This window comes from Morococcus cerebrosus (genome assembly GCF_022749515.1).
Classification (GTDB): Bacteria; Pseudomonadota; Gammaproteobacteria; order Burkholderiales; family Neisseriaceae; genus Neisseria; species Neisseria cerebrosa.
In genome coordinates, this window is the sequence record NZ_CP094242.1 from 364826 (window position 1) to 380994 (window position 16169).

Here is a 16169-nt window from a genome sequence, read left to right on the forward strand (position 1 = left end):
AGAAGTTGTCTATAAAAATCATTTCTCTATAAATATACTCAATCTCAAATAGGATGATATTCTGTTTATCACCTCATTATTTTTTGCTCAACAAGTAGTTATCTATGAATGAAATCTTGTGCATAAATTGCCTCAGCCGCTTTATTTCCTATTGACGGAGAATTTGATAATAAAAAATGCCTGTCTGAAGTTTTCTTTCAGACAGGCATTTCTCTTCACTAAGTTTTCAGACGACCTTAACCTGCAGGTTCGTCCATCCAATCCACTTTGCTCATTTTACGCACAATCACCCATTCATCACGGTTAGAGCCTACTGTGCCGTAGTAGTTGAAGCTGTACGCCAGTTGCGCGTAGCCGCCTATCATGTGGGTCGGGTTCAATACCGCCTTGGTTACCGAATTGTGGATGCCGCCGCGTTTTTTGGTGGTTTCCGCCGCAGGCGTGTGCACCAGTTTTTCCTGCGCGTGGTACATCAGAATCATGGTTTCGGGAATGCGCTGGCTCACAATCACGCGGCAGGCAATCGAACCGTTGGTGTTGAACACTTCCACCCAGTCGTTATCCACCAACCCTGCTTTCTTGGCATCGGTTTCGGAAATCCACACGTGCGGGCCGCCGCGCGAAAGCGTGAGCATGCGCAGGTTTTCCGAATAGGTACTGTGGATGCCCCATTTCTGGTGCGGGGTCAGGAAGTTGAGCGTGATTTCGGGATTGCCGTTGGGCATTTTGCCCAGCAGCTTCTTGGTGGTTTTGGTGTCCACCGCCGGACGGTACACGCAGAAAGCAGCACCGAAATCGCGCATCCACTTGTGGTCTTGGTAGAACTGCTGGCGGCCGGTCAGCGTGCGCCACGGAATCAGCTCGTGCACATTGGTATAGCCGGCGGTGTAGCACACTTCTTCGCTCTCCACGCCCGACCAAATCGGCGAGGTAACAATCTTGCGCGGCTGGGCGACGATGTCGTGAAAGCGGATTTGCGTGTGCTCGCTGGCATTAATCAGATGCGTATGGTCGCGGCCTGTAGCTTTGCCTAAGGCCTCCCATGCTTTTTTGGCAACATGGCCGTTGGTTTCCGGAGCGAGGGTTAAGATCATCTCGCAGGCGTCAATGGCAGTTTCGATTTTCGGTTGACCTTTTCCGACCCCTTCGGCTTGTACGCCGTTGAGTTTACGTAGGAATTCAACTTCATGTTTGGTATCCCAAGCCATACCTTTACCGTTATTGTTGACTTTTTCCAGCAGCGGGCCGATAGAAGTGAATTTCTCGTAAATCGCGCCGTAATCACGTTCCACCACGGTCATGGCCGGCATGGTTTTGCCCGGGATGGGTTCGCACTCGCCCAGTTTCCAATCTTTCGGGTCGAACGGCTGACCGAGTTCCTGCGGGCTGTCGTGCATCAGCGGCGTGAGCACGATGTCTTTGCGTACGCCCAAGTAGTCTTTGGCCAGCTCGCTGAATTTTTTGGCCAGGCCTTTGTAGATTTCCCAGTCAGACCTGCTCTGCCACAAAGGCTGTACCGCTTCGGTAAACGGATGGATGAACGGGTGCATGTCGGACGTGTTCAGATCGTATTTCTCGTACCAAGTGGCGGTCGGGAAAATCACGTCGGCGTACAGGCAGGTGGTGTTCATGCGGAAATCCAGGAGCGTGAACAAATCCAGCTTGCCTTCCACGCCTTCCCGCTGCTTCACTTCGGCTGGTTTCAGGCAGTCGTCTTCGTCGCTCATCAAGCCGTTTTGTGTGCCGAGCAGGTATTTCAGGAAATATTCGTGGCCTTTGCCGGAAGAACCCAAAATGTTGGAACGCCAAATAAACATATTGCGCGGCCAGTTTTTCGGGTTTTCCGGATCGTTGCAGGACATGTCCAGCGTGCCTTCTTTCAGGCCTTTGACCACATAGTCGGCGGGCGACATACCCGCCGCCTCGGCTGCATCGGTAACGTCCAGCGGGTTGGTTTTCAACTGCGGCGCACTCGGCGTCCAGCCCATGCGTTCGGCTTTGGCGTTGTAGTCGATCATGGTCAGCCGGCGCATATCGTCGCCGGCATCGGACGTGAGCAGCTCGTCGGCGGATACGGTTTCGTGGCGGTACTGGCCGGTGTGGTTGTAGAAGAAGGACGTGCCGGCCATCTGGCGCGCGGGGCGGTGCCAGTCGAGCGCGAAAGTCAGCGGCGCCCAGCCGGACTGCGGACGCAGTTTTTCCTGGCCTACATAATGGCACCAGCCGCCGCCGGACTTGCCGATGGTGCCGCACATCATCAGCATGTTGATCAGGCCGCGATAGTTCATGTCCAGGTAATACCAGTGGTTCAGGCCGGCGCCGACGATAATCATCGAGCGGCCTTTGGTATCGTGCGCGTTTTTGGCGAACTCGCGGGCTACCTGAATCACGCGTTCGGGCGCAACGCCAGTGTGTTTTTCCTGCCATTTCGGCGTGTAGGGTTTGTCGTCAAAGTAGTCTTTGGCTACGTTCTCGTCGCCCAAGCCGTTGTCCACGCCGTATTGCGCTACCAGGAGGTCGAATACGGTGGCCACCAGCTGGCTGCTGCCGTCGGCCAAGGTGATGCGTTTTACCGGCACTTTGCGGAAGGTTTTTTCTTCGTCGAATTCGCCGCCGAAGTAATCGAAACCAACGCGTACCACGTCATCGGCGCACGCCTTCAGCGACAAGGCTGCCTGAACATCCTGGTCATTCTGAGCCTTGGTTTCCAGATTCCATTTTTGGCTGCCATCCCAACGGAAGCCGATGGAGCCGTTGGGCAGCATCAGGCTGTCGGTTTTCTCGTTCCACGCCAGCACTTTCCAATCGGGATTCTTCTCTTCGCCGAAGTTGTCGCTCAGATGAGAAGCGCGCAGGGTGTATTCGGGGCGGTAGCCTTCGCCGTCTTCCTTCAGGCACACCAGCACCGGCATATCGGTCAGGCGGCGGCAATAGTCTTGGAAATAGTCGGATGGATTGTCGATATGGAATTCTTTGAGGATAACGTGCCCCATCGCCATTGCCAGCGCGGCATCCGTACCTTGGCGCGGTGCCAGCCAGATATCGCTGAACTTGGCCATTTCGCCGAAGTCGGAAGATATGGCAACGGTTTTGGTGCCTTTGTAGCGCACTTCGGTATAGAAGTGGGCATCGGGCGTGCGTGTCATCGGCACGTTGGAACCCCAGACCAGAAGATAATTGGAGTTATACCAATCGGCGGATTCGGCCACGTCGGTTTGCTCACCCCAAGTCTGCGGTGAAGCAGGCGGCAGGTCGCAATACCAATCGTAGAACGACAGCGGTACGCCGCCGATCAAGCCGAGATAGCGTGCGCCGGCGGCATAACTGACCATAGACATGGCGGGAATCGGCGAGAAGCCGATAACACGGTCGGGGCCGTATTTTTTGATGGTGTAGCAGTTGGCTGCGGCCACCATTTCATAAGCTTCGTCCCAGTTGGAACGCACGAAGCCGCCCAAACCGCGCTGGGATTTGTAGGATTTGGAGCGCTCAGGATCTTCCACAATCCATTTCCATGCTTCGATCGGGTCTTTGGTTTTACGCGCTTCGCGCCACAGCTCAGCCAGCGCGCCGCGCATCATCGGATATTTGATGCGCTGGGCAGAGTAAACATACCAACTGTACGACGCGCCGCGTGGGCAGCCACGTGGTTCATGGTTGGGCAAATCCGGACGGGTGCGCGGATAGTCGGTCTGCTGGGTTTCCCAAGTAATCAGGCCGTTTTTCACATAAACTTTCCAGCTGCACGAACCGGTACAGTTCACACCGTGAGTGGAACGTACCACTTTATCGTGTTGCCAGCGGCTACGGTAGGCATTTTCCCATTTGCGGTCTTCTTCGGTCAGTACGCCGTGTCCGTTGGCAAAGGGCTCATGTTTTTGGCTGAAAAATTTCAGTCGGTCTAAAAAGTGGCTCATGGCGGGTTCCTTATGGTTATTATTCCGGTCGGTATGTGTAACCAGAATAGTTTTCTACGTCTGCAATATAAAATAGTTGAAGACTAGATAATATGCTCCGAAAGGGGTTGCCGTAAAGAAAAAAGAAGGAAAAAGATAATACTTTTGATGCTAGTGGTTAGTTATTTTGGCTTATATGCACAGGCTTGGGTAGGGGAATATGTCGAATTGATATTTTCGGCATCGGAGAGCGATGTTTTTGCTTCGAGCACCAAGGCAGGTCGTCTGAAAAGAAAGCCTACATGCTTTTTACTGTGTGTCTATTTAAAATACCTGCTTTTTAACCATTCAGACGACCGTTTTCCATATAAAGCACTTCATCTGCTAATGCGTTTGTATCGGCAGAATCGTGGCTGATGATGAGCATGGGTACTGATAATTCGCTTTGCAGCTCTCCTACCAGTTGGCGCATTTGTTGGCGCAGATCGGCATCTAGGGCAGAGAACGGTTCATCCAATAGCAGCCATTTCGGACGGGTGATACAGGCACGGGCTAGGGCTGTACGCTGTTTCTGACCGCCGGAAATTTGGTGCGGATAATGGCCGGAGATATGTTGCAGCTGCATCCGTTCCAGCCACAGGAGTACCGATTCTGTAAGGTTACGGTTTGAAGGATTGTACCAGCCGTGTTGTAGTCCGAAAGCGATATTTTGTGCCACAGTCAGATGGGGGAATAGGGCGTAGTCTTGAAACATTAGCCCAACTTGCCGTTGTTGCGGCGGCAACCAGATTTTCTGTGCCGTATCGCCATAGATTTGCCCGTTAATGCGGACATATCCTTGTGCAGGAGGCAGAAGGCCGGCCAATAGTTGCAGGGTCAGACTTTTGCCGGAGCCGGATGGGCCGATAATGGCCAGCCGGCGGGCTTTGCTTCGACAGCAAACGTCTAAATTAAAACGTTTTTTGCCTGCAGCCACTTGTGCTTGTAAGGAGAAATCGAATATCCAGTCCGTATGGTTCATGTGCGATCCTTAGGTTTGGCTAAACGGGAAGTCGTCCATAAAACTGTAATGCAGACGGTAGAAATCAGCAGTACCAGTTGGTTGGCCAAGGAGTCGTTCCCTGCCTGAACAGCTTCATATACGGCAATGGAGAGGGTTTGGGTTTGACCAGGAATGCTGCCGGCAATCATTAGTGTGGCACCGAATTCGCCCAATGCTCGGGCAAACGCCAACAGAAGGCCGACCAGCAGGCCTCTCCAGGCCAAAGGTAGGGTAACGCGCAGAAAAACGGCACTTTCCGATAAGCCCAGCACACGGGCCGCTTGTTCCAATTGTGGGTTGACGCTTTCAAAGGCTGCACGGGCCGGTTTAAAAACCAAGGGAAAGGTAACGACCATCGCAGCTAAGACCGCACCCTGCCAAGTGAAAATTAAGCGGATGTCGAAGGTATGGTTTAACCATTGTCCGATGGTGCCGTTACGGCCGAACAAAACCAGCAGATAGTAACCGAGTACAGTAGGCGGTAGCACCATGGGTAGAGTCAGGGCTGTGTCGAGCAGGTCGCGGCCGGGAAAATTCCGCCTGGCAAGCAGAAATCCGACAGCAATACCCAGCAGTAAATTAAGGAAAGTGGCCCAGAAGGCCACTTTTAACGATAGGCCGAGTGCCGGCCAAACATCTTGCCACATATTTCAGACTACATGAAAAAAGGTTTATGGACGGCTAAAACCGTATTTGTTTAATACTTGGCGGCCTTTGGGAGACAGTACGTAGTTGAGGAAGCGTTGAGCTTCGGCTTTATCACTGCTGTCAGTGCTGACCGCAATCGGGTAGGAAACCGGAGTATCGAGCGGAATGGTGGCGGTAATACGCACTTTTTGGGGCATCAACACCGCATCAGTACGATATACAAAGCCTGCATCTACTTCGCCTCGAGCGACATAGTCAAGGGAGTGGCGAACGTTTTGAGTAGTGATGATTTTTGGCTGGAGGGCAGTAAACAGTCCGGCTTTTTCCAGTGCAGCTTTAGCGTAACGTCCCACCGGTACGCTTTCCGGGTTGCTCAACGCGATACGGTTGATGGCGGGACGCTTGAGATCTTGCAGTGAGGACGCAGAAGTACGGCTGTTCTTTGGAACAATCAATACCAGGTCATTGCGCACAAAAGTACGGCGGGTAGAGGTATCCACCGCATTTTTTTCAACAGCCATGTCCATGGTTTTCTGGTCGGCAAAGGCAACCACGTCTACCGGTGCACCTTGCAGCAGTTGTTGCAGTAAGGCACCTGATCCGGCGGTGTTCAGTTTTACATCTACATCGGGATGCTGGTGTTTGTATTGATCAGCAATTTCTTGAAACGCATCTTTTAGGCTGGCAGCGGCGGAAACAGTTATATCTTTAGCTTGCAATGGCAAGGCAGCCAGCATCAAAGTAGCTAGAGCAGTTAAGCGGAACAGGTGGTTCATGTCGTGATCCTTTAATCGAAAAAGAAAAGGTAGATGAAAATAGCAGGAACTGAGATGTGCAGCCATTGGTAGAAGGAATTAAACGGTAATATACTACTAAAGTTGTAGTTATAATGGATGCATTGCTAAATAATTTGGATATTAAAAACCGCCGTAGCCTGTAAGTGGACAGACAAGGGCGGTAAGGATGGTTGGATGTTGATGTTTGGAGGTTGCTATAAATTATTCTGACGGCAACCCTTCAGGATTAGCCAGCCAGACAGATGCCTGACCATCACTATAGAATTCCTGTTTCCAAATCGGCACTTCGGCTTTGATGGTGTCAATAATGAAACGGCAGGCGGCAAAAGCGGCATCGCGATGTCCGGCGGTAACCCCTACCCAGACTGCCATATCGCCTACTTCCAAGCGGCCGTAACGATGGACGCAAACAGCATCTTCGATAGCAAAACGCTGTTTGGCTTGTGCCAATACAGCCTCTCCTTGTTTGCGTGCCAATGCTTCGTAAGTGCTGTATACCAAATAATCCACCCGGCTGCCGTCGTTTTGGCGGCGTACCCAGCCTTCAAAGCAGGTAAAGGCACCACATTGTTCGTTGTCGACCATGCGCAGGCGTAAGGCTGCAGCGTCTATGGCTTGTTCAGTTAGATCAAAAAACATTTTAACCTCCGGCAATAGGGGGGATAAAGGCAACGGTATCGCCGGTTTGCAGGGGTTGCTGCCAAGGGCAAAAGGCGTGGTTGACTGCAGCACGCAAGCAGTTTTGCGGTAAATCCCAACCATACTCGGCAGCCAGCTCGGCATAGAGGGCGGCAACATCGAGGGCATGGGTAAGCCTGATTTCCTGTTCTTTACCGCTTTGTTCGCGTAAGGCGGCAAAGTAGAGGACCGTGATGCGCATCGGCTCAACGGTTGAAGTCATGTTTGCCTCCGGACTTGTGAACCAGGCGGATTTGTTCGATGCGGATATCGTGACTGAGTGCCTTGGTCATATCGTAAACGGTGAGTGCCGCCACAGATACTGCGGTCAGTGCTTCCATTTCCACCCCCGTTTTGTGAGATACCGCTACTTCGGCTTGGATATGCAGGCGGTGTTCATCATCTTCATAGTTCAAGGCGAGCTTGCAGCGTTCCAACATCATTGGGTGACACAACGGAATGAGCTGGGAGGTATTTTTAGCAGCCATGATGCCGGCCAGACGAGCTACTTCGCTCACTGTACCTTTGGCGGTTTGGCCATTGGCTGCTTGGATTTGGGCATACACATCCGGTGGAAAAACCACCCAACCCTCGGCTACGGCTACGCGGCGGGTGGTCACTTTTTCGCCGACATCTACCATACGGCTTCGGCTGTGTTCGTCTAAATGAGTCAGGGACATTAAATACTCCGGTTTTAGATGGCTTTATTCGGTCAGGCAATTTATTTCAGACGACCTCTGGCAGTGCTTTGGCAGCTGCTACGGCGTGTTCGAAGTCAGCAGGTGTGTTGAAATTAGATACTGCTTGCCAGGCATCAGGCATGCCGATGGTTTGGCAAAGCTGTGTATCCAGCCAAGCGGTTACTTTGCGTTTGCCTTGTGTCAGATAAGTTTGCAAATCGTGCCGCAAGGCTACCGGCCAATGCGACATTAAGGGATGGGGGCGGCCGCTGTCGGCATCTGCCAGCAGGGTAATACCCTGTTGCCAAAAAGGTTGATACGAGCCTTCTGACAGCAGTTCGATTACGACTTCGGGCCGTAGAAGGGTGTCGCAGGCCAGGACATAAATTCCGGCTTCACCTTGCCGGTGTGCTTGTTTTAGTGCCGGCAGAATGGCGGCCAGCGGTCCCTGTCGTTCGGGGAGGGCGTCGTTAAGATAATAAGCACGCCCTGTGTCAGGATAAATCTGACCGGCGGCTGCCAGCCAAACAGGACGGTTAGGATGGGTTTGTTTAATCAGCTTATGTATCAGGGAAACGCCATCAAATGGAAGTAAGGCTTTAGGCGTACCCATACGGCTGCTGAGGCCGCCACACAGAATCAGTAACGGCTCATAACGGGCAGCGGTTACACCAGCCATTCTAACCACCAATCATGGATAGGTCACGAATCAGGCCGAATTTGCGGTCATGCAGGAAGTGGTGCTCCGGTTTTTCCGCCATCAGTTCGTACAAGTGCTGCTGCAGGCCGGCTTGGTCGCCGCTGCTAAGCCATGGGCGCAAATCATAAGCAATACCGCCGAATAGGCATAAGTGCATTTTACCTTGCGCAGTGACTCTCAGCCGGTTGCAACTTTGGCAGAAATCTTTGCTGTAAGGTGCGATAAAACCTATGCCGCCGGCGAAATCGCGGTGGCGGTATTCCCGTGCCGGACCGGCATGTGCCGAACGCGGTATCAATTGCCAGCCTTCTGCTTGCAGGCCTGCTTCTATGGTAGCGGCAGAAAAATGTTGTTTGCCGAAAAAGGCAGTGTTGTCGCGCGTTTGCATCAGCTCGATAAAGCGCAGGGTAACCGGACGGTGGCGGACGAAATCCAGTGCATCGGCCAAGGTGCGGGACATATAGCGGCGCAGTAATAAAGTGTTGACTTTGATATCGTAAAAACCCTGCTCTAAGATGCCGTCCAAAGCACGAACAATGTTATTGCATTCGCGCTTTCCGGTAATTTGATAAAACACTTCCGGATCGAAGCTGTCAATGCTGATGTTCAGTTTGTCGATGCCGGCGGCGCGGTATAGCGGAAACAGTTTTGCCAGTTTAAATGCATTGGTGGTAAGGGCTACGCTTTCGATTTGCGGTTGGGCACGGCAAATGGCAATGATATCTGCTAAATCACGCCGCAGTGTCGGCTCGCCTCCGGTTAAGCGGATTTTTCGGGTTCCACTGCGTGCGAAGGTTTGAGCCAGGGTTTCGATTTCAGGTAACGTCAATTCATCGGGTTTGGCTTTGCCGATATAGCCGTCAGGCAGGCAATACGTACAGCGATAGTTGCATAAGTCGGTTACCGACAGACGCAGGTAGGTTAGCCGACGGTTAAAAGAATCGGTTAACGCGCTCATAGAAAAGCCTCTGTAAATGGTTGGACAGTAACGGTAGCGCCGGCAGGTAGGTTACCTGCCTCGGCAGGTAGGATAATGTAGCCGTTGGCACGGCTGACACCCCATACACGGTGAGAATCCTGTTCGCCGGCGGGGGAGGCTTCCCATGTACCGTCGGCAGTTTGTGTCAATACGGCACGCTGGATGTCCATACGACCAGGAGATTTTTTTACTTGCTGAGATAATACGGCCTGCAAACGGAAAGGTTGGGGAATGTCTTGTGCCCCACATAACTGCCAGAGTGCGGCTTTCAAAAATAAGTCGAAACCTACATAGCCGGAAACGGGATTGCCGGGCAGACCGAAATACCAAGTTTTCAACATTTGACCGAATACAAACGGTTTGCCCGGTTTGATGGCGACTTTATAGTGATGGATGGCTCCCAGGCGATTGACTGCTTCACGCATATAGTCATAATCGCCTACCGATACGCCGCCGGAAGTAATCACTACGTCAGCCATACATGAAGCTTCGTTCAATGTATGCAGCACGCTTTCCAAATCGTCGGCAGCTTGTCCCAAATCTAAAACTTCTACCGGCATTGCAGCCAAGCGTGCCATTAAGGTGTGGCGATTGCTGTCGTAAACTTGCCCATTGTCGGTAGCGGGCGTGCCGGGTTCGTTAAGTTCGTCGCCCGTAGACAGCACGGCTACTTTGATTTTGCGGTAAACCGGTACTTGTCCGATACCAATAGCAGCCAACAGCATCACGTCTGCAGGGCGGAGGATACGGCCGGCGGTAAGCACTGTATCGCCGGTTGCCACTTCCTCGCCGCCGTAGCGGATATTGGCACCAACGGCTACGTCTTGGGTAAGGATAATGGCGTTGCCTTCGGTTTTAGTGTTTTCTTGCAATACTACGCAGGTACTGCCGGGTGGAACCACAGCCCCGGTCATGATACGGATGCAGCCGTCTTTGGGCAGGTCGCCGGCGAAAGGTTTACCTGCGGCAGATTCGCCTACTATCTGCCAACAGCTTCCGGCGGCAGCATCAGACGGTAGGGCGTAGCCGTCCATGGCGGAAATGTCGGTAGCGGGAATGTTTAGGGCGGACACCATGTCCTCTGCCAAAACGCGCCCTATGCTTTGGGCAACAGGAATATGCTCGATTTCAGGCAGACGTGGTGTGCGGGTGATGTGTTCATGAATCAGGGTTTGCAGTTCGCTGACGGATGTAAGTGCCATGGTGTGTGTCTCCTGTGCTGCAAGTTGTCTTCCAGTAATTTAACTGTTTGGAAATTTGTGGGATAGGGGATACTGGTTGAATATCCGTCATGGTAAAGCAGTAAAAATCAGATTTGAATGCATACAAAGCATTTGGCAGTGGTCAAAAGACATAGTTGGATTAATACTTTAGAATTAGTAATGATAAAGACAGGTCGTCTGAAAGCTTTCAGACGGCCTGTGTACTTAGTGTTCGGACATCAGCATTTGGCTTCAGCGCCTTTACGGGTGTAATACCACCAGTTAAGTGCCGCACAAATTGCATAGAATATGATAAAGCCAATCAGGGCGGCATTTACACCGCCGGTTAGGTCGATGGATGTGCCGTAGCTTTTCGGAATGAAGAAGCCGCCATAGGCTGCAAAGGCGGCAGTAAAGCCGATTACGGCTGCGCCTTCTTTGGTAGCATCCAAACGGGCTTGCTCTTCACTGACTTTGCCTTCTTCGGCAAATTTTTGGTGCATATTAAGGAAAATTACCGGTACCTGCATAAAGGTAGAACCATTACCAATTCCGGTGAGTGTAAATAGAGCCAAGAAGCAGGCAAAGAAGCCCCAGAAGTTGCCGCCTTCACCATTGTTGGGGAGGAAGAAAATTACGCCGCATACCGCCACAATCATGCCGATGAAAACAAATTGGGTAATCAGTGCGCCGCTTTTGATTTTATCAGAGATCCAGCCGCCGAATGGGCGGGCCAAAGCACCGACCAAAGGGCCGAGGAAGGCATATTTTACAGGATCAATCCCGGTAAACTGACTCTTGATCAGCAAGGGGAAGCCTGCGGCAAAACCGATGAAGGAGCCGAAAGTGCCCAAATAAAGGATGCACATAATCCAGTTATGCTTGCGGCTGAAAATCACGGCCTGGTCTTTGAAGCTGGCTTTGGCGGAAGCCAAATCGTTCATGCCAAACCAAGCGGCTAGGGTAGAAAGAATAATGAAAGGCACCCAGATAAAGCCGGCGTTTTGTAACCAAATTTGTTTGGTTACATCGCCTTTCGTCCAGGTTTGCGGCTCTCCACCAAGGGCTCCGAAGACACCTGCAGTAATAATGAGCGGTACGACAAACTGTACGGCAGATACCCCCAGATTGCCCAAGCCTGCATTCAGGCCGAGAGCAGTGCCTTTTTCGGCTTTGGGGAAAAAGAAACTGATGTTGGACATGCTGGAGGAGAAGTTGCCGCCGCCGAAGCCGCACAGGAGCGCCAGTACCATCATGGTAATGTAGCTGGTGTTAGGATTTTGAACGGCAAAACCCAAGCCGATAGCCGGCAGCAGCAGGCTGGCGGTAGAGATGGCCGTCCATTTGCGGCCGCCGAATATGGGTACCATGAAAGAATAGAAGATACGCAAGGTCGCCCCGGATAAGGCGGGCAGGGCAGCCAGCCAGAAGAGCTGGTTTTCGCTGTATTTGAAGCCGATATTGGGCAGGTTGACTACCGCTACGCTCCATACCTGCCAGATAGCGAAGGCAAGGAGGAGGGCGGGGATAGAAATCCACAAGTTGCGGGTGGCAATTTTTTTACCTGTTTGCTGCCAGAAGGTTTTATCTTCCGGCTGCCAATGTTCGATAAGATGAGACATAAAAAGGGCTCCTTCTGATAGGTGTTGGGTCGTCTGAAAATTTTCAGACGACCTACAAATTTAGGTTTGACGCTCTTTTAAGGCTTTCATATCACTTTCGCGTTTGGCTTTAAACGAAAAGTGCATCCAAATCAGCGAAACGCAGACTGTACCGTAGAGCAGCATGAAAGAAGTAGAGCGAATGCCAGTCCAGTCTTCCAATGCGCCGAACATAATCGGCAGAAGGAAACCGCCCAGGCCACCGGCCAGGCCGACAATACCGGATACGGCACCGATATTATCGGGATAGTCGTCAGCTACAAACTTGAATACGGAAGCTTTGCCTACCGCAGTGGCTACACCCACTGTGAACATTAGTATAGTGAATACGGTTACATTGAGACCGAGGTGCATGGTTAGCGAACCGCCGTCGGTCGTGCGGATGGAAAGATCGGTTTGCGGGTAGGAGAGTATGAAGAAACATATCCAAATCAACCACATTACCGCCCAAGTTACCTTATATGCACCGAATTTATCGGAAAGGTAGCCGCCGAAAGCACGCAGTACACCTCCCGGCAGTGAGAAGCAGGCTGCCAAAAATGCCGCCGTTTGCAGTGGCATACCGTATTCGCCCACATAGTATTTGGTCATCCACAATGCCAGTGCCACATAGCCGCCGAAGACTACGGAGTAATATTGGCTGTATCGCAGCACGCCCGGGTCTTTCAAGAGTGCTAATTGTTCTTTCAACGTAACGTTGGAAGAGACCAAGTGTTTGGGATCGTGATAGCTGGTAAACCAAAAGAGTATCGCGGTAGCCAGCATAATGGCTGAGTATACGGTAGGGACAATCTGCCAAGTTCCAAAGGTAACAATCAGCCAGGCGGCAAGGAATTTATTGATTGCACTACCTGCATTGCCCGCGCCGAATATCCCCATTGCCACGCCTTGTTGGTGTTTGGGGAACCAGCGTGCCACATAGGGAGTACCTACCGAGAACGAACCGCCGGCCAAGCCCATCACCAGACCGATTACCAAGAAATGCCAATATTGATTGGCGTAGCGCATCAGAAAAATGGTTGGTACGGATAGGATCATCAAGGTAAACAGCACGATACGGCCGCCAAATTTATCGGTAAGGATGCCTAACGGTACACGGATCAGCGCACCGGAAAGCACCGGCAGAGCAATCAGAATGCCGTATTGGGTTTGGTTAAACCCCATTTCTTCCTGAACTTTGATGCCGACAACGGCCAGCATCATCCAAATCATAAAACAGACAGTAAAAGATAGAGTGCTGGAGAATAGCACCGAGTAGCGTTTGTAAGTTTCCGAGGCCATCTTGCTGCCCCTTCCTTTCTAGTGGTTTACCATAAGTTAATCGGATTTTTACACAGCTTTAACTTACGCGTTCGCGAGCTATCACGCATTGCTCTGAAGCATGGACATAGCAAAGCATTGGAATAGTAGAAATTAGTCTTAAATAAGCAGGATACTAGTTATTTAGGCGTAGATACATAGGATGGTACGCTTTGGCTTTGTAAAACGTCAAGCATTGTAGAAAAAGGTCGTCTGAAAACCATTTCAGACGACCTTTTTCATGTGTTAGAAATTTTCTGTTTTAAATTAAAACGCCTAACATGACTTGATTGGCATTGAAAACGGCAGTGGCCGGCAGATCCGGTTCTAGGGCAAGCGTTTCGCTGCTGTAGAGTGTAATGGTTGCGCATAAGTTGATTTCATTATTAATATCAAGCGTAACGACATTGTTGACCGCCCCTTGTTCCACACGTTTCACTGTGCCGTTCAGGCAGTTTTCTGCCGATAATGTCATGGGTGCGAGGTCAGTCGCCAGTACGACCGATGCTGCTTTAATCATGGCGATAACCGGGCTGCCGACCGATAGTTTTAAACGTTTCAGGCTGAAACTGCTGATTTGTGCATGAATTTCGATACCGCCTGCGCTGGCAAGGGTAACCAGGCATGAGCCGTTGCTGTGTTCGATGTGGGTTACCGTACCGGCCAGTTGATTGCGGGCACTGCTTTTCATGAGTGTTCCTTATACTGAAAGTGTAATTAAAGAAGAGGCTGATTGATGGTTTACAGTGGCTGCGGGACATTGTGCTGTACGGCATAAACGGCTGCCTGTACGCGGCTGGATAATTCAAGTTTGCGTAAAATGCTCTGTACATGCACTTTGATGGTGGATTCCGCCAGATTGAGTTTGCGTGCAATGATTTTGTTGCTGTGTCCGGCAGCCAAGTGGCCGAGAATTTCCAATTCCCGCGTTGTCAGTGCGTCTAATGCACTGGCCGCCGGAGTGGTATTGGGCTGGATTAACGATTGTACCAAGCGGGCAGTCATCTCGGGTGAAAAAACATTGTCGCCTTCGGCTGCTTTGCGGATGGCATCTACAAGAAAATCTGCATGGATATTTTTTAGCAAAAAGCCGCGCGCCCCGAGACGCATGCACTCAGTTAAATCTTCGCTATCTTCAGAAACGGTCAGCATTACCACTACCTGTTCAGACCGACTGCTAAGGATTTGAGCCAAAGCTTCGCGCCCGTTCATTACAGGCATGTCTAAATCTAGCAGTACAACGTCGGGATCGGTTTGCTCAACTAATTTCACACCGCTGAGGCCGTCAGCTGCTTCACCGACTACTTCGTAGTTATCCTGTCTGGTCAGTAGGGCTTTGATACCGCTACGGAACAGGGTATGGTCGTCTATCAAGGCAATGCGGATAGTTTCATTCGAACTCATATTTTAAAATTCTTTCTGGTTGCGGTAAGGTAAATATGTAGGGGTTTATCGTCTATGCTGTAATCCAATTCGAGGCGGGCATGAATGCGTAATATCCGATTTTTTATAATATTCAGACCGATATGGTTACCGGATTGCTTGGCGAGGGAGGCTAAAGATGCAGCAAAAGTATATGGGGCATTTACTTCCTTTGTCGGGCGGAAAGATTCTTGGGGTCAAAAGAGAGCAAAAATCCGTTGAATGCATACGCCGATGAGCTAAGTCATACATATCGGGTCTGATCCGTCGCATTATGGCGTATCTTAATGAAGATGGGAAATAAGTCGGTGTTAAATGAGTCTAGTACTTTATAACTAACCGTATATTTCATCAAGTAGGTTGGCTTGTGTCGTTTGGTGAATTGGATAGATAGGGTATTTAAAATAGCCAACCTGATCGTAATAATAAAACAGGCTATCCGAAAGTTCTTCGGATAGCCTGTTGAAAGATTGAAAGGAATCAGCGGCGGCGAACCAGTTGCCATGCGCGGCCGAGATAAGCAACGCTGGCAAAGCCGCTCCATACGTGCACCAAGCGGGTGAATGGGAAAATGACAAACAAGCCCATGCCCATTACCATATGCAATTTAAACAGAAAGCTTACATCTTTGATATAGCTGGCAGCTTCACCGCGGAAGGTTACGATATGTTGCGCCCAGTTCATCAGTTTCACCATTTCATGACCATCTGTATGGCCCATGCTCACAAAGATAGTCAACAAACCCAAACCCAAGGTGGCGATGAGCCAAATCAATACCAGTTTGTCACGCCAAGTGGTATTTGCAGCCAAGCGGTCGCATTTCAGACGACGTTGCAGCAAGATGATTAAGCCAACCATTGCGGTTGTGCCGAAGATGCCGCCCATTACCATCGCAAAGATTTGTTTGGCACCGTGGGAAACGCCTATTGCATCCCAAAACCATAAAGGTGTGAGCAGTCCAAACAAGTGTCCGAAGAATACGGCTAAAACACCGACGTGAAATAGGATATTACCTAAGCGCAACTGACCTTCGTAAAGGAGTTGGCTGGATTCACTTTTCCATGAATATTGTTCACGCTCGAAGCGGACGAGGCTGCCGAAGAAGAAGATCGCGAGGGCAATATAGGGAAAAATGCCAAAGAAGAATTGGTGCAGGGTGTTCATG

At 50.9% G+C, this 16169-nt stretch carries 15 protein-coding genes; all 15 read right to left on the reverse strand.

Going from position 1 to position 16169, the window contains the following annotated elements; translation table 11 throughout:
• Nucleotides 1–236 precede the first annotated feature (236 nt).
• The gene (locus MON37_RS01710; protein WP_039406818.1) at nucleotides 237–3917 is read right to left on the reverse strand and encodes a nitrate reductase subunit alpha; all 3681 of its coding nucleotides are present in this window, start codon (nucleotides 3915–3917) and stop codon (nucleotides 237–239) included.
• A 319-nt stretch (nucleotides 3918–4236) separates the two neighbouring features.
• Nucleotides 4237–4917, reverse strand: coding sequence for an ATP-binding cassette domain-containing protein (locus MON37_RS01715; protein ID WP_039406817.1), 681 nt, complete (start codon nucleotides 4915–4917; stop codon nucleotides 4237–4239).
• On the reverse strand, nucleotides 4914–5585 hold the full coding sequence (gene modB, locus MON37_RS01720; protein ID WP_039406816.1) for a molybdate ABC transporter permease subunit: 672 nt from the start codon (nucleotides 5583–5585) through the stop codon (nucleotides 4914–4916). The genes MON37_RS01715 and modB overlap by 4 nt, the downstream gene beginning before the upstream one ends.
• A 24-nt stretch (nucleotides 5586–5609) precedes the next feature.
• Nucleotides 5610–6362, reverse strand: a complete 753-nt coding sequence (modA, locus tag MON37_RS01725; protein WP_039406815.1) for a molybdate ABC transporter substrate-binding protein — start codon at nucleotides 6360–6362, stop codon at nucleotides 5610–5612.
• A 222-nt stretch (nucleotides 6363–6584) separates the two neighbouring features.
• Nucleotides 6585–7022, reverse strand: coding sequence for a molybdenum cofactor biosynthesis protein MoaE (locus MON37_RS01730; RefSeq protein WP_039406812.1), 438 nt, complete (start codon nucleotides 7020–7022; stop codon nucleotides 6585–6587).
• Between the two features lies 1 nt (nucleotide 7023).
• Complete coding sequence (locus MON37_RS01735; RefSeq protein ID WP_082013610.1) at nucleotides 7024–7284, reverse strand: MoaD/ThiS family protein; 261 nt, start codon at nucleotides 7282–7284, stop codon at nucleotides 7024–7026.
• The gene (gene moaC / locus MON37_RS01740; protein ID WP_019269904.1) at nucleotides 7268–7741 is read right to left on the reverse strand and encodes a cyclic pyranopterin monophosphate synthase MoaC; all 474 of its coding nucleotides are present in this window, start codon (nucleotides 7739–7741) and stop codon (nucleotides 7268–7270) included. Before moaC ends, MON37_RS01735 begins: the two co-directional genes overlap by 17 nt.
• Before the next feature lie 46 nt (nucleotides 7742–7787).
• The gene (gene mobA / locus MON37_RS01745) at nucleotides 7788–8420 is read right to left on the reverse strand and encodes a molybdenum cofactor guanylyltransferase (RefSeq protein ID WP_082013609.1); all 633 of its coding nucleotides are present in this window, start codon (nucleotides 8418–8420) and stop codon (nucleotides 7788–7790) included.
• Between the two features lies 1 nt (nucleotide 8421).
• On the reverse strand, nucleotides 8422–9399 hold the full coding sequence (gene moaA, locus MON37_RS01750) for a GTP 3',8-cyclase MoaA (RefSeq protein ID WP_039406806.1): 978 nt from the start codon (nucleotides 9397–9399) through the stop codon (nucleotides 8422–8424).
• Nucleotides 9396–10622: a molybdopterin molybdotransferase MoeA gene (gene moeA, locus MON37_RS01755; protein ID WP_039406803.1), complete on the reverse strand. Its 1227-nt coding sequence runs from the start codon at nucleotides 10620–10622 to the stop codon at nucleotides 9396–9398. The genes moaA and moeA overlap by 4 nt, the downstream gene beginning before the upstream one ends.
• A 239-nt stretch (nucleotides 10623–10861) precedes the next feature.
• Nucleotides 10862–12244: a NarK family nitrate/nitrite MFS transporter gene (locus tag MON37_RS01760; protein ID WP_039406800.1), complete on the reverse strand. Its 1383-nt coding sequence runs from the start codon at nucleotides 12242–12244 to the stop codon at nucleotides 10862–10864.
• A 60-nt stretch (nucleotides 12245–12304) separates the two neighbouring features.
• Complete coding sequence (locus tag MON37_RS01765) at nucleotides 12305–13564, reverse strand: MFS transporter (RefSeq protein WP_039406798.1); 1260 nt, start codon at nucleotides 13562–13564, stop codon at nucleotides 12305–12307.
• 280 nt (nucleotides 13565–13844) lie between these two features.
• The gene (locus tag MON37_RS01770; RefSeq protein ID WP_039406795.1) at nucleotides 13845–14273 is read right to left on the reverse strand and encodes a TOBE domain-containing protein; all 429 of its coding nucleotides are present in this window, start codon (nucleotides 14271–14273) and stop codon (nucleotides 13845–13847) included.
• A gap of 50 nt (nucleotides 14274–14323) precedes the next feature.
• Nucleotides 14324–14986 (reverse strand): response regulator, encoded by a 663-nt coding sequence (locus tag MON37_RS01775; RefSeq protein WP_039406792.1) that lies wholly within the window; start codon nucleotides 14984–14986, stop codon nucleotides 14324–14326.
• Nucleotides 14987–15484: 498 nt separating this feature from the next.
• Nucleotides 15485–16168, reverse strand: coding sequence for a respiratory nitrate reductase subunit gamma (gene narI, locus MON37_RS01780; protein WP_372338595.1), 684 nt, complete (start codon nucleotides 16166–16168; stop codon nucleotides 15485–15487).
• Nucleotide 16169 lies beyond the last annotated feature (1 nt).

What these genes read in the sequence shown, in the direction of transcription:
- MON37_RS01710 (WP_039406818.1), bottom strand. Translation starts at nt 3,917, where the DNA reads ATGAGCCACTTTTTAGACCGACTGAAATTTTTCAGCCAAAAACATGAG.
- MON37_RS01715 (WP_039406817.1), bottom strand. Translation starts at nt 4,917, where the DNA reads ATGAACCATACGGACTGGATATTCGATTTCTCCTTACAAGCACAAGTG.
- modB (WP_039406816.1), bottom strand. Translation starts at nt 5,585, where the DNA reads ATGTGGCAAGATGTTTGGCCGGCACTCGGCCTATCGTTAAAAGTGGCC.
- modA (WP_039406815.1), bottom strand. Translation starts at nt 6,362, where the DNA reads ATGAACCACCTGTTCCGCTTAACTGCTCTAGCTACTTTGATGCTGGCT.
- MON37_RS01730 (WP_039406812.1), bottom strand. Translation starts at nt 7,022, where the DNA reads ATGTTTTTTGATCTAACTGAACAAGCCATAGACGCTGCAGCCTTACGC.
- MON37_RS01735 (WP_082013610.1), bottom strand. Translation starts at nt 7,284, where the DNA reads ATGACTTCAACCGTTGAGCCGATGCGCATCACGGTCCTCTACTTTGCC.
- moaC (WP_019269904.1), bottom strand. Translation starts at nt 7,741, where the DNA reads ATGTCCCTGACTCATTTAGACGAACACAGCCGAAGCCGTATGGTAGAT.
- mobA (WP_082013609.1), bottom strand. Translation starts at nt 8,420, where the DNA reads ATGGCTGGTGTAACCGCTGCCCGTTATGAGCCGTTACTGATTCTGTGT.
- moaA (WP_039406806.1), bottom strand. Translation starts at nt 9,399, where the DNA reads ATGAGCGCGTTAACCGATTCTTTTAACCGTCGGCTAACCTACCTGCGT.
- moeA (WP_039406803.1), bottom strand. Translation starts at nt 10,622, where the DNA reads ATGGCACTTACATCCGTCAGCGAACTGCAAACCCTGATTCATGAACAC.
- MON37_RS01760 (WP_039406800.1), bottom strand. Translation starts at nt 12,244, where the DNA reads ATGTCTCATCTTATCGAACATTGGCAGCCGGAAGATAAAACCTTCTGG.
- MON37_RS01765 (WP_039406798.1), bottom strand. Translation starts at nt 13,564, where the DNA reads ATGGCCTCGGAAACTTACAAACGCTACTCGGTGCTATTCTCCAGCACT.
- MON37_RS01770 (WP_039406795.1), bottom strand. Translation starts at nt 14,273, where the DNA reads ATGAAAAGCAGTGCCCGCAATCAACTGGCCGGTACGGTAACCCACATC.
- MON37_RS01775 (WP_039406792.1), bottom strand. Translation starts at nt 14,986, where the DNA reads ATGAGTTCGAATGAAACTATCCGCATTGCCTTGATAGACGACCATACC.
- narI (WP_372338595.1), bottom strand. Translation starts at nt 16,168, where the DNA reads ATGAACACCCTGCACCAATTCTTCTTTGGCATTTTTCCCTATATTGCC.